General features: G+C 62.0%; 10 protein-coding genes. 3 read left to right on the top strand and 7 right to left on the bottom strand.

All coding sequences use genetic code 11. From position 1 onward, the window contains the following. Window positions 1–85: 85 nt before the first annotated feature. The gene (locus tag M2282_RS30210; protein WP_432422955.1) at window positions 86–1762 is read right to left on the bottom strand and encodes an FG-GAP repeat domain-containing protein; all 1677 of its coding nucleotides are present in this window, start codon (window positions 1760–1762) and stop codon (window positions 86–88) included. A gap of 702 nt (window positions 1763–2464) precedes the next feature. Then, window positions 2465–2947, bottom strand: a complete 483-nt coding sequence (locus M2282_RS30215) for a hypothetical protein (RefSeq protein ID WP_280812456.1) — start codon at window positions 2945–2947, stop codon at window positions 2465–2467. Between the two features lie 414 nt (window positions 2948–3361). Between M2282_RS30215 and M2282_RS30220 the strand changes: the two genes are divergently transcribed. From M2282_RS30220 to M2282_RS30230, 3 genes are all read left to right on the top strand, one after another. Next, on the top strand, window positions 3362–3646 hold the full coding sequence (locus M2282_RS30220) for a ribbon-helix-helix protein, CopG family (RefSeq protein WP_280812457.1): 285 nt from the start codon (window positions 3362–3364) through the stop codon (window positions 3644–3646). Window positions 3647–3653: 7 nt separating this feature from the next. Further along, window positions 3654–3947 carry a type II toxin-antitoxin system RelE/ParE family toxin gene (locus tag M2282_RS30225; RefSeq protein ID WP_280812458.1) on the top strand — a complete coding sequence of 98 codons (294 nt, stop codon included), beginning with the start codon at window positions 3654–3656 and terminating at the stop codon, window positions 3945–3947. Between the two features lie 218 nt (window positions 3948–4165). Then, window positions 4166–4444 (top strand): hypothetical protein, encoded by a 279-nt coding sequence (locus M2282_RS30230; protein WP_280812459.1) that lies wholly within the window; start codon window positions 4166–4168, stop codon window positions 4442–4444. Window positions 4445–4504: 60 nt separating this feature from the next. Here M2282_RS30230 and M2282_RS30235 read toward each other — a convergent pair whose 3' ends face one another. The 5 genes from M2282_RS30235 to M2282_RS30255 form a co-directional block, all read right to left on the bottom strand. Beyond that, entirely contained in the window at window positions 4505–5050 is a 546-nt protein-coding gene (locus tag M2282_RS30235; RefSeq protein WP_280812460.1) for a hypothetical protein, read from the bottom strand. 156 nt (window positions 5051–5206) lie between these two features. After that, the gene (locus M2282_RS30240) at window positions 5207–6448 is read right to left on the bottom strand and encodes a glycosyltransferase family 4 protein (protein ID WP_280812461.1); all 1242 of its coding nucleotides are present in this window, start codon (window positions 6446–6448) and stop codon (window positions 5207–5209) included. Window positions 6449–6482: 34 nt separating this feature from the next. Further along, window positions 6483–15725: a calcium-binding protein gene (locus M2282_RS30245; RefSeq protein ID WP_280812462.1), complete on the bottom strand. Its 9243-nt coding sequence runs from the start codon at window positions 15723–15725 to the stop codon at window positions 6483–6485. Window position 15726: 1 nt separating this feature from the next. Further along, window positions 15727–16587: a hypothetical protein gene (locus M2282_RS30250; RefSeq protein WP_280812463.1), complete on the bottom strand. Its 861-nt coding sequence runs from the start codon at window positions 16585–16587 to the stop codon at window positions 15727–15729. A gap of 317 nt (window positions 16588–16904) precedes the next feature. Next, the coding region (locus M2282_RS30255) for an HlyD family efflux transporter periplasmic adaptor subunit (protein WP_280812464.1) at window positions 16905–17485 on the bottom strand (581 nt) is incomplete at its 5' end.

Consider the following 17485-nt stretch of genomic DNA (forward strand, 5'->3'; position numbering starts at 1 on the left):
GTGCCGCTCGCTGCAGACCGGCCCAGACTGCACCGCGCAATAGATCGTCTCCCAAGGGAGCACATGCCGACGCCGTTCGCGATCGCTATGCCGCCCCGGCGCCAGCGCCCTGTGCGGTGCCGTAGGCAATCATCCCCAAACTGCCGCTGTTGTCCCAGAACTGCACCACCTCGCCGGCCTTGCGGGCTTTGAAATTACCTGACAGCCAGCCCGGGTTCCCCGCCGTGTTGGGGCCCTCGTACAGATCGCCATTGGTCGACTGCACCGCCAGGGAGTTGCCCGAGCCACCGCCATAGACGATCGCAGCGAGGTTGCCGCCGCTGTTTCTCAGTTGAACGATCTCATCGCGACCGTCGCCGTCGAGATCGGCCACCTGCCAGGTGACGGTGTCCGCAGGCTGGTCAAGATTGCCTCTCCACAATTCTGTGAGGCCATCGCTGCCATTGGCGCCGAAGACATTGGCGAACACCTTGCCGTTGTCGTTCCAGATCTGGACGACCTCGTCGCGCCCGTCGCCGTTGATATCAGCCACGCACCAGGCGATGGCCCCGTAGCCCTCGCCGAGATCGTCCTGGTGGCTGAGCTTGGCGAACAGCTGGTTGCCGCTGGAGCCATAGACGACGGCCCCGACATGGTCATTCGACTTGTTGTGCCAGAGCTGGATGATCTCCTGCTTGCCGTCGCCGCGCAGGTCTGCGACCAGCCAGGCCAGGGCATCAGGCCCCTCGCCGAGATTGCTGCTCCCGGCATTCAGGTTCGCGAACCAGTCGTCGCCGTTGGCACCCCACACGATCGCCCCCACCTTGCCGTTGTCCCAGAACTGGACCACCTGGTCCGTCCCGTCACCCCGCAGGTCGGCGACCGAAAAGTTCACGAAACCCCACCCCTGGCCCGTATCGTCGTGCTGCTGCAAGACGGTTAGATCATGACCGCCGTCGGAGCCGTACACGATGACACCGAGGTGACTATGCCCGCCTTTGTACAGCTGCAGCGCCTGTTCCTTGCCGCCGCTGCGCAGCCCGGCGGAGAGCCAGGCGATCGCGTTGTAGCCCTCCTGGGGAGCGTTGGAGGCCATCCCGCCGGTGCGTGTGAAGCCGGACTGGCCGTCGGGGCTGAAGATCGTGGCATCGACCTTCTTGCTGTTGCTCCAGAGATCGAGCACCACATCCGAACCCGAGCCGGTGAGGTCGAGCGCGAAGCGCGCCAAAGAGTCGCTTGTGATCCCCACGTTGTCGTTCGCCCAGACCGCCAGCAGTTCGTTGCCTGACATCTGGCCGCTGCCCGGTTTGATCCAGTACCGCGATCCCGGCCCCGTCGGCCCCTCTCCCACCGTCAGGTCCTTGAGGATCGGCGAAGCGAAGAAGTTGATCGTCTTGAGGTAGGCCCATTCCGCGCCGGACAGGTTGCCGCCGGCCCAGTAGTTGCCGCTCACGAGCGAGTTCGTCTGCAGCTGACCGAGATGCCCGGCATATTTGGCCCAGACCTGATCGTTCACCGGATTTCCATTCCAGTCGAGCCCGATCTGGACAAGGGGCGACTGCTCGGCCGGACTCCAGATGACGAGGGACCACGGATCGGCGGGATTCCAGAGCGGCGCATCCGGCGGCGGAGGGGGCGCCAGCACGCTCACCACTTGCAGCGCGACATAGTTTCCGTCGTCGACGACCGGGCACCCTTTGTGATTGCCCGTAACCTGCATCTGGATATTGGTTGAGGAATGGCCATACATCGCGGGGTACACGACGATGCGGCCGTTCAGCATCGGAACCTGCCCCGGAGGAAACCAGGTCTCGTCGCCATGGCGCTCGTAGCAGACCTCCAGGATGCGATAACCGCCGCCCTCCGCCGGCACCAGCCGCACGGCGATCCGTTCCAGGTCGCCCTGGTGCACGCCATAGTCCCAGGTCACGGGATCGAAGGGGTACGGCGCCGTCGCCCAGAACGTCTGCCCGCCCTGGAAGGCGTAGAGGAAGATGTAGTCGATCTCGATGCCGTCGTCGAACTCCTGCACCGCATAGTAGAGAGGCGTGCCGCCGGGATCGTTCTTCAGCGTGCCGGGGTATTGGCTCGGGTCGATGATGACGTGGTTGGCGCCCTCCGGGTGATCGCACAGATCCTGCTGCGTCGGGTTGTTGATGGTGGGGCCCCCATCAACCTGCAGCTTGCAGTTCTTGCCGCCCAGTAGATAGTCGATGCTGCACGGAAAATAAGCTTCGTACTGGCTGAAGATCGCGATCGGTGCGAATTGCTTCACAACATCAATTGAGACTGTCATTTCTATCCCTTCAGGTTTGGATTTGGAATCGATGAATTGCGCTCGCTTTCGTTGAACCCCTGTCGTTCGAACATCCGTCGAAGGGCAGCTTTTGTGCGCATCCTTCTTCGGAAGCGCCAATCTAGTCGACCTACAAGTCGTCGCGAAAATGATTAAAAATTGCGCGCTTCTTGGAAGCAGTCGAACCCATTACTTGCCAGCGATCGCCTGCTTCTTTCGTGTGATAAACGGCGGAGGAATGTTGGATTCGCCGATCACCGACCCGACCGGCGCCGTCATCCTGTCCACACGCGCACCGGCGCACTGGCGCGCGTTCATCAGATGCGGGAGCAACTGGGTATCGTTTCTCCAGACTTCTGAACGCGCGCGAACAGAGCGAGCAATTGCGTCCCTTTCGAAGGCAGGAAGGAATGACGCTGTACATGCTCGACACAAATGCGGCGAGCGAAGCCGTCCGAGTGCGGCTGTGCGGCTGTGCGGCTGCATCGGATCGTTCAGCACTTCCTGCGCATTGGGCCGGTCCTGCCTTAGGACGTGCACACAGCGCTGCGACATGGCGATCTGCGTGCACAGCGGAAAGCGGGCGGCACGCCCATCGGCGATTTCGACGAGATGATCGCGGCCCACGCGCTGGCGTTCGGCGCCATCATCGTCACGGACAACACGAAGCATTCGCGCGCGTGCCCGGCGTGGTGCTGGACAACTGGCTTCGCGCGTCGACCGGGCGCTGAACCCGCGCCGAGCGACCGGACCTTGGCCGGCCTTTGCGCCAGATGACCTCGAAGCGCGCGATGGGCATGAACGGAAGAACGACGCGAGGTGACCGAGCCTCCGCTCAGCCGGCGCCGGGCAACCCACTCCCCGCAAAGCGCTGCGGCGCCGCGCCCGCGTCAATACCGCCTCGGATAGGAGCCGAGAAACCGGAACGCCGCATGCTCCGCCAGCAGCTTGGCGATCTCCAGCTGCGGCCGCAGCGCCCCCGATGATCCAGCCAGTCACAGCCGGACCGGCACGGCAGCCGAAGGCCCGATGTGCTACAAGTGTGCTACAGTGTGCATCACCGCCAACGTCATGAGGTCCATCAACATGTCGACAACGACCATCCGCCTTGAAGATGAGCTCAAGGCCCGCATCGCGGCTGCGGCTGCGAGGTCGGGCAGGTCTTCGCATGCGTTCATCCTGGACGCTCTGTCCGACATGGTCGAGCGCAGCGAATTGGACGAGGAACTGCATCGAATCGCGGACAAGCGATGGGCTGCGTTGCAGCGCACCGGCGAATCGGTCGCCTTGGAGGACGCTGCGGCCTACTTGAAGGCACGTGCGGCCGGCCAGAAACCTCGCCGGCCTCTGGCGCGCAGGCCAGGGCTCTGACCGGCCCATGGTGCGCATCGAGCTGGCACCGGGGGTCCTGGACGACATCGACCGATTCATCGACCATCTGGAACAGCACCAGGTCGCCGATGTGGCGGACCGGGTCGGGGAAATTCTCGAGGCCATTCAGATCCTTTCGCGCAGCCCGCTGATCGGCCGCCCCGTCAGGGGTGGAAAGCGCGAGCTGATCATTGGCAAGGGCAACCGCGGCTATGTCGCGCTGTACCGTTACCTGGCCGAGATCGAGACCGTCTTCATCCTGGCATTGCGAGCCCAGCGCGAGTCCAGGTTCAAGCACTGAGGGGTCGCCCGCCCACGCCTTCGACCTTGCGCTTCGAGCGCCGCTCACCTTCCCCTCTCGCTCTCGCCTCGACCCAGGCGGCACAGTACCGGGTCGAGCAATTCCACACACGGCGCGCGCCTCCACGGGATACTCAATATCTTCGTGAAGCAAGGTATACCAGCAATAGCAGCCAAACCGCCCCAATGCACAGAAACTCGCGGAAGGATTGAACCCGCATGAGCTCCAAGCAAGAACAGCTTGGCTCGTTTATCAATGGCGTCGCAGTGAAGCGCCTGCTCTCCCCGGCGAAACGGCGTTATGACTTCACGGGAACGTGCGTCTTGCCATCGAACAAAGGGGAAGGACATGCGCGAGTCCATTCTCTGGAGCGCCTTCTCGACCGGTGCAGCAATTGGCAGCAAGAACTGACCGCATGGCACGCTCACAGCGGCCTCGAACGTCGGCGCACCCAGCACGGCATTCGTGACGAGCCCAAGAATCAGCGCGATCCATGAGGCAGAGAGTACAGCTGCAGTTCGAACCCAAACGGGGCGTTATTTTTGCGTCGAGTCCACTTACATCTTTCGCGCCGCTTCGGCGACAAGCGGCCTGAGCCGCCCTTTCAATCCAACGCTATCAATTGCATCTTTCCAACGTGAATCGAACAACAAGAATCGATTTCCTTTGAGTACGGTGTAGCCGTACGCCTCGGCCCCGCCTTTCCACCATGCGGCCTTCTCCCCTAAGCCTCTCTCGAATGAAAACGTTAGGAAATCGGTGTTGGTTGTACCTTCTGAGAATGCCTTGGTCGCCGCAGATGCATCGGGATACTCGATCAGCAAAACCTTCAGGTTGCTTCGATCGCCGAAAAAAATACAGTTCGAAAATTTCATTCCATCGCCAATCTCAAATTTTCGATTTGGCGTGTGCTGCTTGATCGGTTCCCGAATCAGCATGAACGCTGCATCACTGTGAATCAGGTCGCATGCAGCAACTTCTGCAGCATGCGCGTTCAGACCTATTGAGGCAAAGAGTGCTGCCGTCACCCGAGCCACATTCGCATACTTCATATTGACTATCTTGTCGTTTTGGATTTTGAGATGCCTCGGGGTGGTTTTCACGCTACGCAGAGGGTCGTCGATTCGCCAAGTTTCCTCAGCCAGTGAAATGAATTTCTTCTAACGCTGCTGCGGCGTGTGGGCACGCTCGCGCGCTTATTTATCGAGCCAATCAACGCGGCCGGATCTCGGCGCCTCCTCCAGGATCACTTGCGACAGCTAAGTGCAATGATCCAGGCCGTTCAAATGAACTTCGGCATTGCGAACCTGGAACAGTTGCTCGTAGCCACGCAATCCAGCCTGAAGCCCATACTCCTTCGCATCGGCACACGCCTGTCGGCGTAATGGCAGTTGGGACTTTAAGTCATCGAGTACCTCTAGGACATTCTGTCCAATCCCCTTCGAATCGAAAAACTCCACAAGCCGGCCATTCGATCCGTCACGCAGAACCTCGCGAACCGGCGCGGTGTCCGAGGCGATGATCGGTACGCCACAGGCCATGGCCTCCAGCAGCGACCAGCTCAACACAAATGGATAGGTCAGGTAAGTGTGAGCCGCTGACACCTGCAACACGCGCAGATACTGCTCGCGCGGAAGACGCCCCAGGAAGTGTGTCCTGAAGGGGTCCAGCGTGACTTCCCTCAGCATCTTCTCGCGCCAGTTCGCCGCATCGCGCGGGCCGCGTCCGTAGCTCGTCTGATCGCCACCCACGATCAGCGCGTGGCATTGAGGATGGACCTTCTGAATCCGCTCCAGGGCCCGCATGAAGATATGGAATCCACGGTATGGCTCTAGATTGCGGGCAACATAGGTGATCACAGGATCGCCAGCCTTGAGCACCACCCCGCTTGGCGTTGTGACCTGTGCCTGCGGATTGGGTCCAAGCGACTGCGTGTCGATCCCTTCATGCTGCACCACGATCTTGGATTGCAAGATGTCTGGAAAGCGACTGCGCTGCCAATGGGTCGGACTCACGGCCGCATCGCATTGCACGAGATTGAGTGCGTGCTGCGCGTTCCAGGTGCGAACGCGCGCACGGTCATCGAAGCTCAGCGGAAACTCAGGATCGAATCCCAGGTCGGCGCCTTCGGCGTTGTAGTACCACTCGCAGAGATGGATGAGCCGGGCATCGGGGTAGACGTCCTTCGCATAGAGCGTCTCGCCCCACCCCGGATGCGCCAGGATCACATCGGGGGTGAACCCTCCTTGACGCAGGGCGAGCATCGCTCTTGCAGAAGCCTGGCCATGCAGCGTCGCGTCCTCCATCTGCTTCAGATAGTGGTGCTGCCGCGCCTGCACGGGCCGGGACGGGCGGTAACGCACCAGCTTGTCAAAGCCCGGCAAGCCCGGAGCCCCACTGCTGCCGAGCGCGCGAACATCCCACCCGGGACGCTGGCTCCAGGCTTTCACCAAGTGACCAAACTGCCCGGGGAAGTTCTGATGGATGACAAGAATCCTCATCACCATCCCCTCAAGGCCGCGCCGAAGGGTCGTCTCATTGCCAATTGGCCGCGATGACAGTGTTCAAGCTGCTCTGGTAGTTCGCCGGCAGCGTGGTCTGCCCCGCCGCGGGCGGCGAGAAGCTCGCCATCGCCTGCACCAGGTTCTGCACGTTGCTGTCGCTCAGCATGCGTCCGTCGCTCGTTTTGAACTGCTCCAAGTGATACTGGTTGCCCAGGTACCAGTTGTTCAGCGCGAACTTGTCGCCCGAGCCGATCACACTCACTTCGAGGTTGTTGCCAGCCTTCGCGAACCACAGCTGATCGGCCGAGATGCCGGCACCAAACAATGCCAGGTCCGTGTTGTCGGCAGTGCCGTCGTTCTCGGTGACGGTATCGGTGCCAGCGCCTCGACCCAACAGGTAGGTGTCATTGCCCGCGCCGCCGCTCAAGGTGTCGTTGCCTGCACTGCCATCGAGCACATTGGCACTCGCGTTGCCCGTGAGCGTGTCGTTGAAGTTGCCACCTTGCAAGTTCTCGATGTTCTTCAACGTGTCGCTGCCCGAGCCGCCCGTCGATTGCGCTGCCGTGTTGGCCAGGCTTACGGCCACGGCCGAGCTCGCATACAGGTACGAGGCTGTATCGCTGCCGCCCGCGCCGTCAAGGGTGTTGTTGCCCGCGCCGGCATACAGCACGTTGTCCAAGCCATTGCCGGTTGCGTTGAGGGCGCCAGCACCATTGATACGCAGGTTTTCGACCTCATTGCCCAACGTGGAGCTCACGCTGGCAAGCACAGTGTCGGTGCCTTCGTTGGCCAGTTCGGTGACCAGGTCGGACGCGTTGTCGACGTAGTAAATATCATCGCCCGCACCGCCTTTCATGGTGTCAGCGCCGCCCTGACCATCCAGCACGTTGGCGGCGGCATTGCCGTTGAGGACATTGGCGACAGAGTTGCCTGTGGCGTTGACGGCGCCCGTGCCGGTGAGGGTCAGGTTCTCGATGTTGGCGCCCAAGGTGTAGCTCACGGCGCTTCGCACCAGGTCCGTCCCCGCGTTGGCGCCTTCGGTGACGACATCGCCGGGCGCATCGACCACGTAGATGTCGTTGCCTGCGCCGCCGACCATGCTGTCGTTGCCCGCACCACCGTTGAGCACGTTGGCGCCCGAATTGCCGGTCAGCACGTTGGCCGCATCGTTGCCGGTGCCGTCGATCGCGTCAGAGCCCGTGAGCGTAAGATTTTCCAGGTTGGCACCGAGCGCGAAACCGATACTGGATTGGACCAGGTCAATGCCCTCGTTGGCCTGCTCGACGGTGACATCACCAGCAGCATCCACGACATAAATGTCGTTGCCCCCGCCCCCTTCGAGGATGTCATTGCCCGCGCCGCCGTTGAGCGTGTTGGCTGCGGCGTTACCCACCAGAGTGTTGTCGGACGCGTTGCCTGCTGCGTTGATGGCGTTGTCACCGACGAGTGTCAACTGCTCAACGTTGGCGCCAAGTGTGTAGGTCACGCTGCTTCGTACCCGGTCGAAGCCCTCGCCGGCCAATTCGCTCACCACGTCCGAGGTTCTATCGACCACGTAGCTGTCGTCGCCCGCTCCCCCTACCATCGAGTCGGCACCGCCTTGGCCGTCTAGGAGGTCATTGCCGTCGTTGCCCGTGAGTGTGTTGCCTGTCGAATTGCCCGTGAGCACGTTGTCCAGCGCGTTGCCTGTGCCAGAGATCGCTTTGATCCCCGTGAGCGTCAGGTTCTCCACGTTCGCACCGAGCGCATAGGTTGCTGTACTTTGGACGAGATCGACGCCTTGCCCCTGGTCCTCGACGACCAGATCACCCGTCGCGTCGACGATATAGGTGTCGTCACCCAGGCCTCCGCGCATCGTGTCGCTGCCGCCCGCGCCATCAAGCGTGTTGTTCGCGTCGTTGCCCGTCAGGATGTTGGCCAGGGTGTTGCCCACCGCATTGATGGCGCTGCCACCGGCAAGCTTCATGTTCTCGACATTGACGCCCAGGGTAAAGCTTGCACTTGAAATGACGGTATCGGTGCCAGCCTTCGAACTCTCGGTGACCACGTCCGAGGCGCTGTCGACAATGTAGGTGTCATCGCCAGCGCCGGCGGCCAGGACGTCATCGCCCGCGCCACCATCGAGCGTATCGTTTCCACCTGCGCCAACGAGCGAATTGTTCGCATCATTGCCCACGAGCAAGTTGTCCAATGCGTTTCCGGTGGCGTCGATGGCGCTGGCACCTGTGAGCTTGAGGTTCTCGAGGTTGTCATCCAGCGTGAAACTCACGCTGGATTCGACCGTCTCGAAGCCACCGCGTTCAGCTTCCACCACTACGTCGGCCACGTTGTCGACGATGTATGTGTCATCACCCGCGCCCCCATTCAAGGTGTCCGCACCGGTTTGGCCGTCCAGGCGATTGGCCGCGGCGTTGCCCAAGAGCACGTTGTCCAGCGCGTTGCCCGTGGCGTCGATGGCCGCGCTGCCCGTCAGCCTCAGGTTCTCCAGATTCGCCCCCAAAGTCCAGCCCACGGGTGCGGCGACCGTGTCGATGCCTTCGTCTGACGCCTCCAACACCACGTCTCCGACGTTGTCCACGACGTACGTGTCGCGGCCAAATCCGCCCGATAGCGTGTCGTCGCCGCTGCCTCCATCGAGCCAGTCGTCACCACCTGCGCCGGTGACAACATCGTTACCCGACAGGCCAAACAGCATCTGCGAGTTCGAGGCCCCCTGCAGCACATCGCCGCCCTCGGTGCCGCGCATCGGCGCCTGCGACGTCACCATGGCCACGAGCGTATAGGCATCCCAGGTGGTGCCGTCGTCGAACTGGACTTCCTGAATCGCCGTCATTGCGCTGAGCTCTCCCTTGTCGTCCAAGAAATCTCTCGTAGTGATTCGATCGTTCGTGCCAGCAATGCTCAGCTCCAAATAAGAGCCCCCGCCAAACGAGCGTTCATCGAACACATACCTGACGATGACCTGCGACGGCAGAATGCCCGCCTTGAAACGCAGCACATCGAAGTCGAGGGCGTAGTAGTTGCTTCGGTAGATCGTGTCCTGACCGTCGCCTCTCCCAAAAAGAAAGACTTGGTCACCTTCGCGACTGAACAAACGGTCGTTGCCCGCGCCACCGTCGAGCGTGTCGCGCTCTCCGATGACATGCAACGAAGAGCCATTGGCATCCAGCGAATCATTGCCCGCACCGCCTTGCAGCAGATCGGAGCCCGCACCGCCGGCAAGGTCGTCGTCGCCGTCTTGGCCTTGCAGGGTGTCGTTGCCCGCGTCACCCTCAAGATCGTCGGTCTGGCTGCCACCGAGCAAGAGGTCATTGCCATCGCCCCCCATCAGGTGATCGTCGTCGGCACCACCGTCCAGCGTGTCGTCCCCTGCACCGCCACTGATCTCGTCGACCCCCGCCAGCCCCTGGACCACATCGGGGCCGGCGCGTCCGCGAACGTCGTCGTCCCCGTCAGTCGTCGCACGTGCGCGTGCGACGAGATCCGCGGCGTGCCAGACTGTGCCATCGGGGAAAACCACCTGATCAATGCGCTGATTGCCACGGCCATCGCCATCTTGCGCGAAGAAGCGTTCAATCGTCACGCTGTCCGAGCGCCCCCGCAGACTCAGCAGAAGGTCCGACTGTCCGTTGAAAGTTGCGATCACATCGGACGGCGCGATCCCCGCGCCAAAGTGCAATTCGTCCACGCGGGTGGGCGCGTCGTCAAGATTGCCGATGGTGTCCTTGCCGCCGCCCAACTCGAACACATACACATCGTTGCCCGCGCCGCCTTCGAGACGGTCATTGCCCAGGCCGCCTCGCAAGGTGTCGTTGCCCCCTCCACCGCTCAAGGTGTCGTTGCCCGTGCCGCCCTGCAGGAGGTCGTCCCCGTCGCCCGCGCCGAGATTTTCCCCGGCAGGAGAATCGAGTTCCTGCACCCGGGCGGCGATCTGCGCGAGATCCCACACAGTGCCATCCGCGAAGACAATCTCCTCGATCCGTTCGTCTGCAAGACTGTCTTCATAGACCGGGTAAAACTGTTTCACGGCCTCAACCACGTCATCGGTGCCGTTGACACGAATGTAGAGCTGGTAATCGTCTCCACGCGTTAGCGTCACCTCCGAGGGTGCGATGTCCGGACCGAGGACCAGGCGGTCAAAGCTCGCGCCGGGCGCGCCAAAGTCACGGAGGCTCATGGGACCGTACCCGCGATTGAACAGGTAGGTGTCGTTGCCGTCTCCGCCCTCGAGATAGTCACCGAAGCCCGCCATGCGCGGATTGGAACCACCGCCATCGAGCGTGTCGTTACCGTCGTCGCCGTACATGAAATCTCTGCTCTGGCCGCCGAGCAGCACGTCGTCGCCCGCGCCACCTTGGATCGTATCGGCGCCCGCGCCACCGTCCAGGATGTCGTTGCCAGCGCCGCCGGACAGTGAGTCCTGACCTGAGCCTGCCTCCAGCAGGTCGTTGCCACCCCAGCCGGTGAGCGAATCATTGCCCGCCTGGCCGCGAAGGGTGTCGTTGAGGTTCGAGCCGACGAGCTCGTCGTTGTCCTCGCCGCCGCTCGAGGCGGATGCACTCGCCACCACCTGAGCCAGGCTCAGAGTGGTGCCGTCGGCGAACTCGATGCGCTCGATGGGCGCGGTGGTGCCGCTAGCACCTTGGTCCAGGGTCGCCAGCGTGATACGGTCTAGGGCGTTGGCTCCGACTTGGATGACCAGATCGCCGTTGACGTCGGTGCTCCAGCGCAGGTCGCTCGCGACGATGCCCGCACCCAGGCGCAAGCGGTTGCCCGCCGCCGTGCTCGGAGCGCTGCTCCAGATGCTTGCGGCGATGGTGTCGGTGCCATCGCCCAGCCCGTACAGGAAGGTGGTGTCACCGCCAGAGCCTCTCAGCGTGTCGTTGCCACGTCCTCCGCTCAGGATCGCACCCGCGGTGCTTGCGCCGAGGTCTTCGTCGGTCTTGCCGCCCAGGACGTGTTCACGCCCAGCGGAGTCGCTGGTCCGCATAGCTCCCGGCGCGAAATTGCCAACCAAGCTGCTGTAGGTGTACGAAGTGCCGTCGTCAAGCTGGTAGATATTGTTGCTGTTGGACGCGCCGCCGACGACGGCGATGCGGTCAATGGGCGAGGTGTCGAGCACCAGGGCTCCCTTGCCGTCCGTGCGTACAACGAGCGTTCCGGACTGTGCGCCTTGCAGTATGACCTCGTTGCTTCCTTCGTTGTCGTCCAGCGTCTCCGACTCGCCCTTGGCATTGCGCGGGCTGTCGCCCGCGGCAAAGACATAGACGTCGTCGCCCGCACCACCGCTGAGAAGGTCGGTGCCGGCCCCTCCGATCAGCGTGTCGTTGCCTTCGTCCCCGAAGAGACGATCGTCGCCTTCACCGCCGTCGAGGTGGTCATCCCCGCCACCGCCGGTAAGCTGATCGCTGCCGCCCTGCCCTTCCAGGATGTCATCGTCGTGCGCCGAGAGCGCGATGAGGTCTACCTCGCCATCGCCCCACATCGCGTCATCGCCCTCTCCGCCGAGGAGCACGTCCCGGCCGCCACCGCCCACGAGCTGGTCGCGGCCATCTCCGCCGTCCAGGGTGTCGTTGCCCTGAACGCCTGCTGGCACATCCTGCAGACTCTCGCCGTCGCCCCACAGCAGGTCATCGCCGGTGCCGCCCAGCAGGATGTCGTCGCGACCACCACCGTGAATTTGATCGTTGCCCTCACCGCCCTCAAGGGTGTCATCACCATGCACCGCCGCTGGGGCGTTCTCCAGACCATCGTCACCCCACATCAAATCGTCGCCGACGCCGCCGGCCAGGAGGTCGGCGCCGCCGCCGCCGGTCAATTGGTCGTTGCCTTCGCCGCCATCGAGGAAGTCATCGCCCTGGAGCGTGTCGTCCGCAGGAGAACCGTCATAGTCGCCCCACAAGCTGTCGTTGTCGGTGCCGCCGTACAGCACGTCATCGCCGGCCTGGCCGTACAGCGTGTCGCGACCGTCATCGCCCGATAGCGTGTCATTGCCGCGCGCATCCAACGGCGTGCTGTAAGTGCCGTCGGCGCCCCACTGGCTACCCTCGCCCGCGATGAAATCATCTCCGGCATCGCCGAACAGCACATCATCACCTTCCAGTCCTATGATGGTGTCGTTGTCCTCATCGCCATGCACCACGTCTGCGTCGGTGCCCGCGAAGATCAGGTCGTTGCCCGCACCACCCTCGATGACGTTGCCCGTGGACTCCACATACGCATTCGCCCCCGAGAAGCCGGGCAGGTTCGATGTACCCACGGTGTAGAACGTCTCGTAAGGCACTGCAGGGGTCTTGGATACCACCCACGAGAAGCCCCGAGCGATTTCGATGCTACCGGCGGCGACCGGCGGGCTGAAGCCGACCGACAAAGGGCGATTGATCTGGCCCATGGTGTTGCCCTCGATCACGTCGTTGCCAGCCCCGCCGTGCAGGGTGTCGCGACCGAAGCCTCCGAAGATCAGGTCATCGCCATCGCCGCCGTCGATGAAGTCATCGCCGCCTGCGCCGGACAGCCCGTCGTTGCCGCCCAACCCGAGGATGCGCTCGTTCGCGGCCGTGCCGATGATGATGTCCGCTGCGTCGGCCTCGCCTCCCGCGCCGACGTATCCCATGGCATCAGTGGTGTAGGCGCCGTCCTTGACCAGCTTGTGGATATCGCCGCGAATCTCGTTCGTGGCTGCCGGGTTGGCATCAGTGTCCGGCAAAGCGATGCCTAGGCTGCGCCCGGCACTCCAGTCGCGCACCACGATGACTCCATCGCGCCCGGCCACATGGATGTGCAGGTCGCTGCGCCCCGCCTCCACCGCCATCAGGGTGTAGGTAAGCTTGCGGTCTTCGCTTTGCCAAACATCGGTCGCCACCCGTCGGGCACCAGCGCCCGTCAATCGGCCGAAGCCCTCGAGCTCGATGGCGCCGCGGCCATCGCCGTCTTCGATGATGTCCGTGCCCCAGCTACCGGCGAAAACGTAGCTGTCGGTACCCTGGCCGCCAAGGAGGGTGTCGTTGCCCGCGCCGCCTTCGAGTCGGTCGTCACCCGCATCGCCTTGCAGATAGTCGTCGCCAACAAAGCCACTAAGGGTGTCGTTGCCGCCACCCCCATAGAGATGATCTCCAAGCTTGTTGATATCGCTACCAACCAGTGTGTTCGCCCTGTCGTCGCCAAAAGCGATCAATTGATTGGCCACACGGCGGGTTTTTCCTCCAGGCCGGGCGCTGTTTTCGGCGAACAGGGCCTGATCGCGGCCCTGTTCATCGGCCCAGTGCAATTCATAGGCGCGGTCCCGCGGGAATCGAGCGCTGTCGACACTGTTCTCAACGTTCCTCGTGTTGCGCTCGACGATGGCCGCCAGCAGCGTGGCACGGTCCTCGTACCAAGTGTCCGTGTAGGTGTAGCCGTAACCAGTGTCGCCGTACAGCCGCGCGTTTTTGTCGGCTTGCCAATCCACCGCTTCGGCGCCATGCGCCGTCTTCAGCGCGTCCAACACGGCCGGATCGGTCGCGCCGACGACAAATGGGCTCAGATCTCGAAGCGCCAGAAAGGCGCCGAAGTCGGTCTTGGCGCGAGACACCATGTCGCCGCTCGCGGGCGTGACACTCGCCTTGCCTACGAGGCTCTGGAACACAGGGCTGGTGATGATCGCCTTGAGTGCGGCGTGCAGCGATTCGCGCCCGCTGTAGCCGTCCTTGTCGGCCATCTCGAACCAGGTGTTACCGCTGGTGTTGCCCTTCAGAGGCGCCACATCGACGCCGAAAGTACGAACCAGAGCGTTCACCAGATTTTCCAGGGCATCGCCTTCGGAGAGGCCTTGAAGCTTTCCGGGCGTCGCCGCAGTACCGACCGCCTGGGTGGCCGCTTTCATGATCGGCACGAAGGCGGCCAAAGTGAAGCTCGGATCGAGCCGAGCCAAGGCATCCTGCACGCTCAGAGAATCGACGATGAGCACCAAGCTATGTGTATCGCCGAAGTCATTCAGGTCGTACTGATTGACCAGAAGTTTGAGATCGAAGTCCCTCACCGCCGTCAACCCGGTCTCTAAGAGAACCCTGGCCAGATAGTCGCCGCGCATGAGCGCCTGGTCCTCCACGATTACTCCTGTGGCTTGACCGTAGTGCATCTGCGAGCTGGACACCGCAGATGGATAGTTGCTCGCGTAGATGTCATGAAAACCCGCAATGGGCGAAGCTGCGACGTTGCGCTCGTCGAACAGGGTGTTGTTGGCGCCGGACTCGCTGAGAAGGACGTTTCCCTTCGAATACGCCTCGGTCCGTTCACTGGCAATGACAACGCCCAACTGATAATCCAGTTCCACCGCAGCGACGGCATCACGGCCTATTTGCAACGGCGCTTCCCCGGTCGAGCTCTTCAGGCCGGTCAAGCGATCGACCTCCTGCGCGACGATCCGGGCGCGCTTGAGCGCCTGGGTCAGCCAGTCAAAATCCGAGGCTAGCGGGTAGTTGGCGGCGGGAGAAAGCCTTTTGGCGTCGTTGAGTGCCGCGGTGGCTTGTGCCAAGGCCGTGCCCAGTTTGGCCGTGTCGGGATGCGACCCCAGCTCGGTCTTGAGCTTCAGATAAAGATCGCGTCCCTCGGTCGTTTTGAACAGAGAGGCAGCACCTCCATCGCGCACGGTTTTAAACACGTCCAGCACGCTGCTCAGGCTTACGCCGTCCTTGAGCTTGCCCACGCCCGCACCGTTGAAAGTGTAGGTGGCCGCGATGGGGTTGCGCGCGCCCTGAGTGCTGGTCTCCTCCTGGCGCAGCAGGTTGAAGGCGGTTGCGAGGTGACCGCCCAGGCTGTAGCCGGTGACAGTGAACGATGCGTCTGGCGCGATCTTGCCGCTTTGCTTCAGGCTCGCGTACCAGGCTTCCATGTCCGAGATCTGACCCAACGCCCAGCCTTTGTCTGCGATCTCCAGCGAGTTCGTCGCCTGGTTGTCGCGCACCGAGTCGTCCACAAACTCTGTGGAGCGGAACGACATGACCAACTCGCCTTTCACCACGCCTCGTTCGGGATCGTCTTGAAATGCCCGGAACAACGTGCCCGAAAAACCTGTGGTGGTGTTGCTGATGTGTTGCACCACCTCCCAGTCTTTGACGAACCATTCAGCGTCGGTGGCAGTGAATTTGCTGGTGTGGTCGTTGCCGTCCAATAGCACCGTCTCTAGGAGTTCCCCATTTGCTGGAGTGGCTGGTGGCGCAACCTTGGGCGAAATGAATGCTTCAGCCGCGATTTGCAGATTGGCATACTTCAGATAGTTTGCGATTTCAGTAGCCATCTCAGTTCTCCCTCTTCGGTTTCAAGACTTGATCAACAAAATAACGAGTTGGCGCTCTGGCAGACCAACTCTGCAGCGCTGGGCAGCTCTTGGCATTGCTCCACGGCAGGCGCCCTCCGGTGCTGCCGCCCAATGCGTGATCGAACGAATACCAAGTGGCTTGCGCAAGAATCTCGCCCGTCTGCGTATCGGTCACGGATACCGTGGTTCCAGCCACCCATAGCTTTCGATCTTCCGGATCGATCAGATTGGTGAAAGACACCGCATAGCGCGCGGGCTGATCCTTGACCTCAGTCTTTGTGGGAAACGGGTAGCTCGGCTCGTCGCGCTTCGCAAGGGTGTATCGCCACACCACGCCGTCTTTGTCTTTGGCATCGACATAGCGGTAGCCCGGTAGATCGGAAGGGTCCTGGTTGAGATACCCTCTTGGGCTGCGCTTGTCTTGGTGATGTTCCCATTGCAGGAAATTGGCGATGTAGTTTTTTCCTCCGGGCTCGTTGGGAAGTCCAGCATCTGGCCAATTTGGATCTGCGCCGTCAACGCTCGTGTTTGCCGCTGGCCGCACGTTCAGCAGCAGCACTCCCTCCACGTCATCGACGGTCCTGTAGATCCTTTCCCCTGCGGTCTTGCACCGTTCGTCGAAGACGGCTTTGGCTTTGGCGTACTTCTTTTCGAAATCCCTGTTCGGAAAGAAATCAGGGATCTTGGGACTGATGAAGGCCAGCACAGTCACCGTCACGTAAAAGAGCTTGAGCTTCCAGGTGCCACCCCGAAAAAGCGACAGCGCGATCAGAACAACAAACAGTGCGATGAACGCCAGTACCGCAGCCTTGGCGAGGAATTGAATGCTTAGATCAGGCATGATCCACCGCCTTCATGCTCAGTCCGAATTGACCGTCGACTTTCGCCGAGGCGACACACCATCGCATCGAGTCGATTGCTGACGCGATGTCGAATCGATGCCTCCGATCAATCTTGGTTTTTTGAAGAAATCTTATCCTTCGGATCGTCATGTCTCGCGCCATGCTTTGCTTTGTCTTTCACCGTGAACTCGAAAATATGCTGGGCGCGACGAACTCGGCGCTCGTGCCCAATGAGATGCCCGGCAACGGCCTCGGCATGTCGCGCCAGACGTGCACCAGATGGCCGAACTGCTCCGGAAAGTTCTGATGTCCCGCATCACCGCTCCCGCAGGCTCTCGCTTGTTGCCTTTTGCACAGGACTGAACAGGAACTCAATAATCCGCCGCTTGCCCGTCTTGATCTCCGCCGTGAGATTCATCCCCGGGGACAGCTTGATCGTCTTGCCATCCACGTCGATGGTTGTTGAGCTCAAGTTCATCACTACCGGAAAGATCGCCCCACGCTTTTCATCATTGACCGCATCCGCCGTCACCGTCTTCACGGTGGCGTTCACCGTGCCGTAGCGCGTGTACGGAAACGTCTCCAACTTGATCGTGGCTTCCTGACTGGTGCTGACGAAGCCGATGTCCTTGTTGTCCAACGTCACCTCAGCGGTCACCTGTGCACCGTCGGGCACGATCACCATCAGCGGCTGAGCTTCCGTAACCACACCGCCTTCGGTGTGCGCGGCCAACTGCTGCACCGTGCCCGCCACCGGCGCCTTGAGCGTGGTCAGTCGCTCACGTTGACCGGCCTTGGCCAAGTCCTGCGTGCCTTGCTGGCGCTTAAGCTCGGCAGCCGCCTCTCTCGTGCGTAAGCTGTGCTTGGTCTCGGCGATGTAAGCGGCCTTTGTGTTTT

Origin of the sequence: Variovorax boronicumulans, assembly GCF_029892485.1 — a bacterium.
Classification (GTDB): Bacteria; Pseudomonadota; Gammaproteobacteria; order Burkholderiales; family Burkholderiaceae_C; genus Variovorax; species Variovorax boronicumulans_B.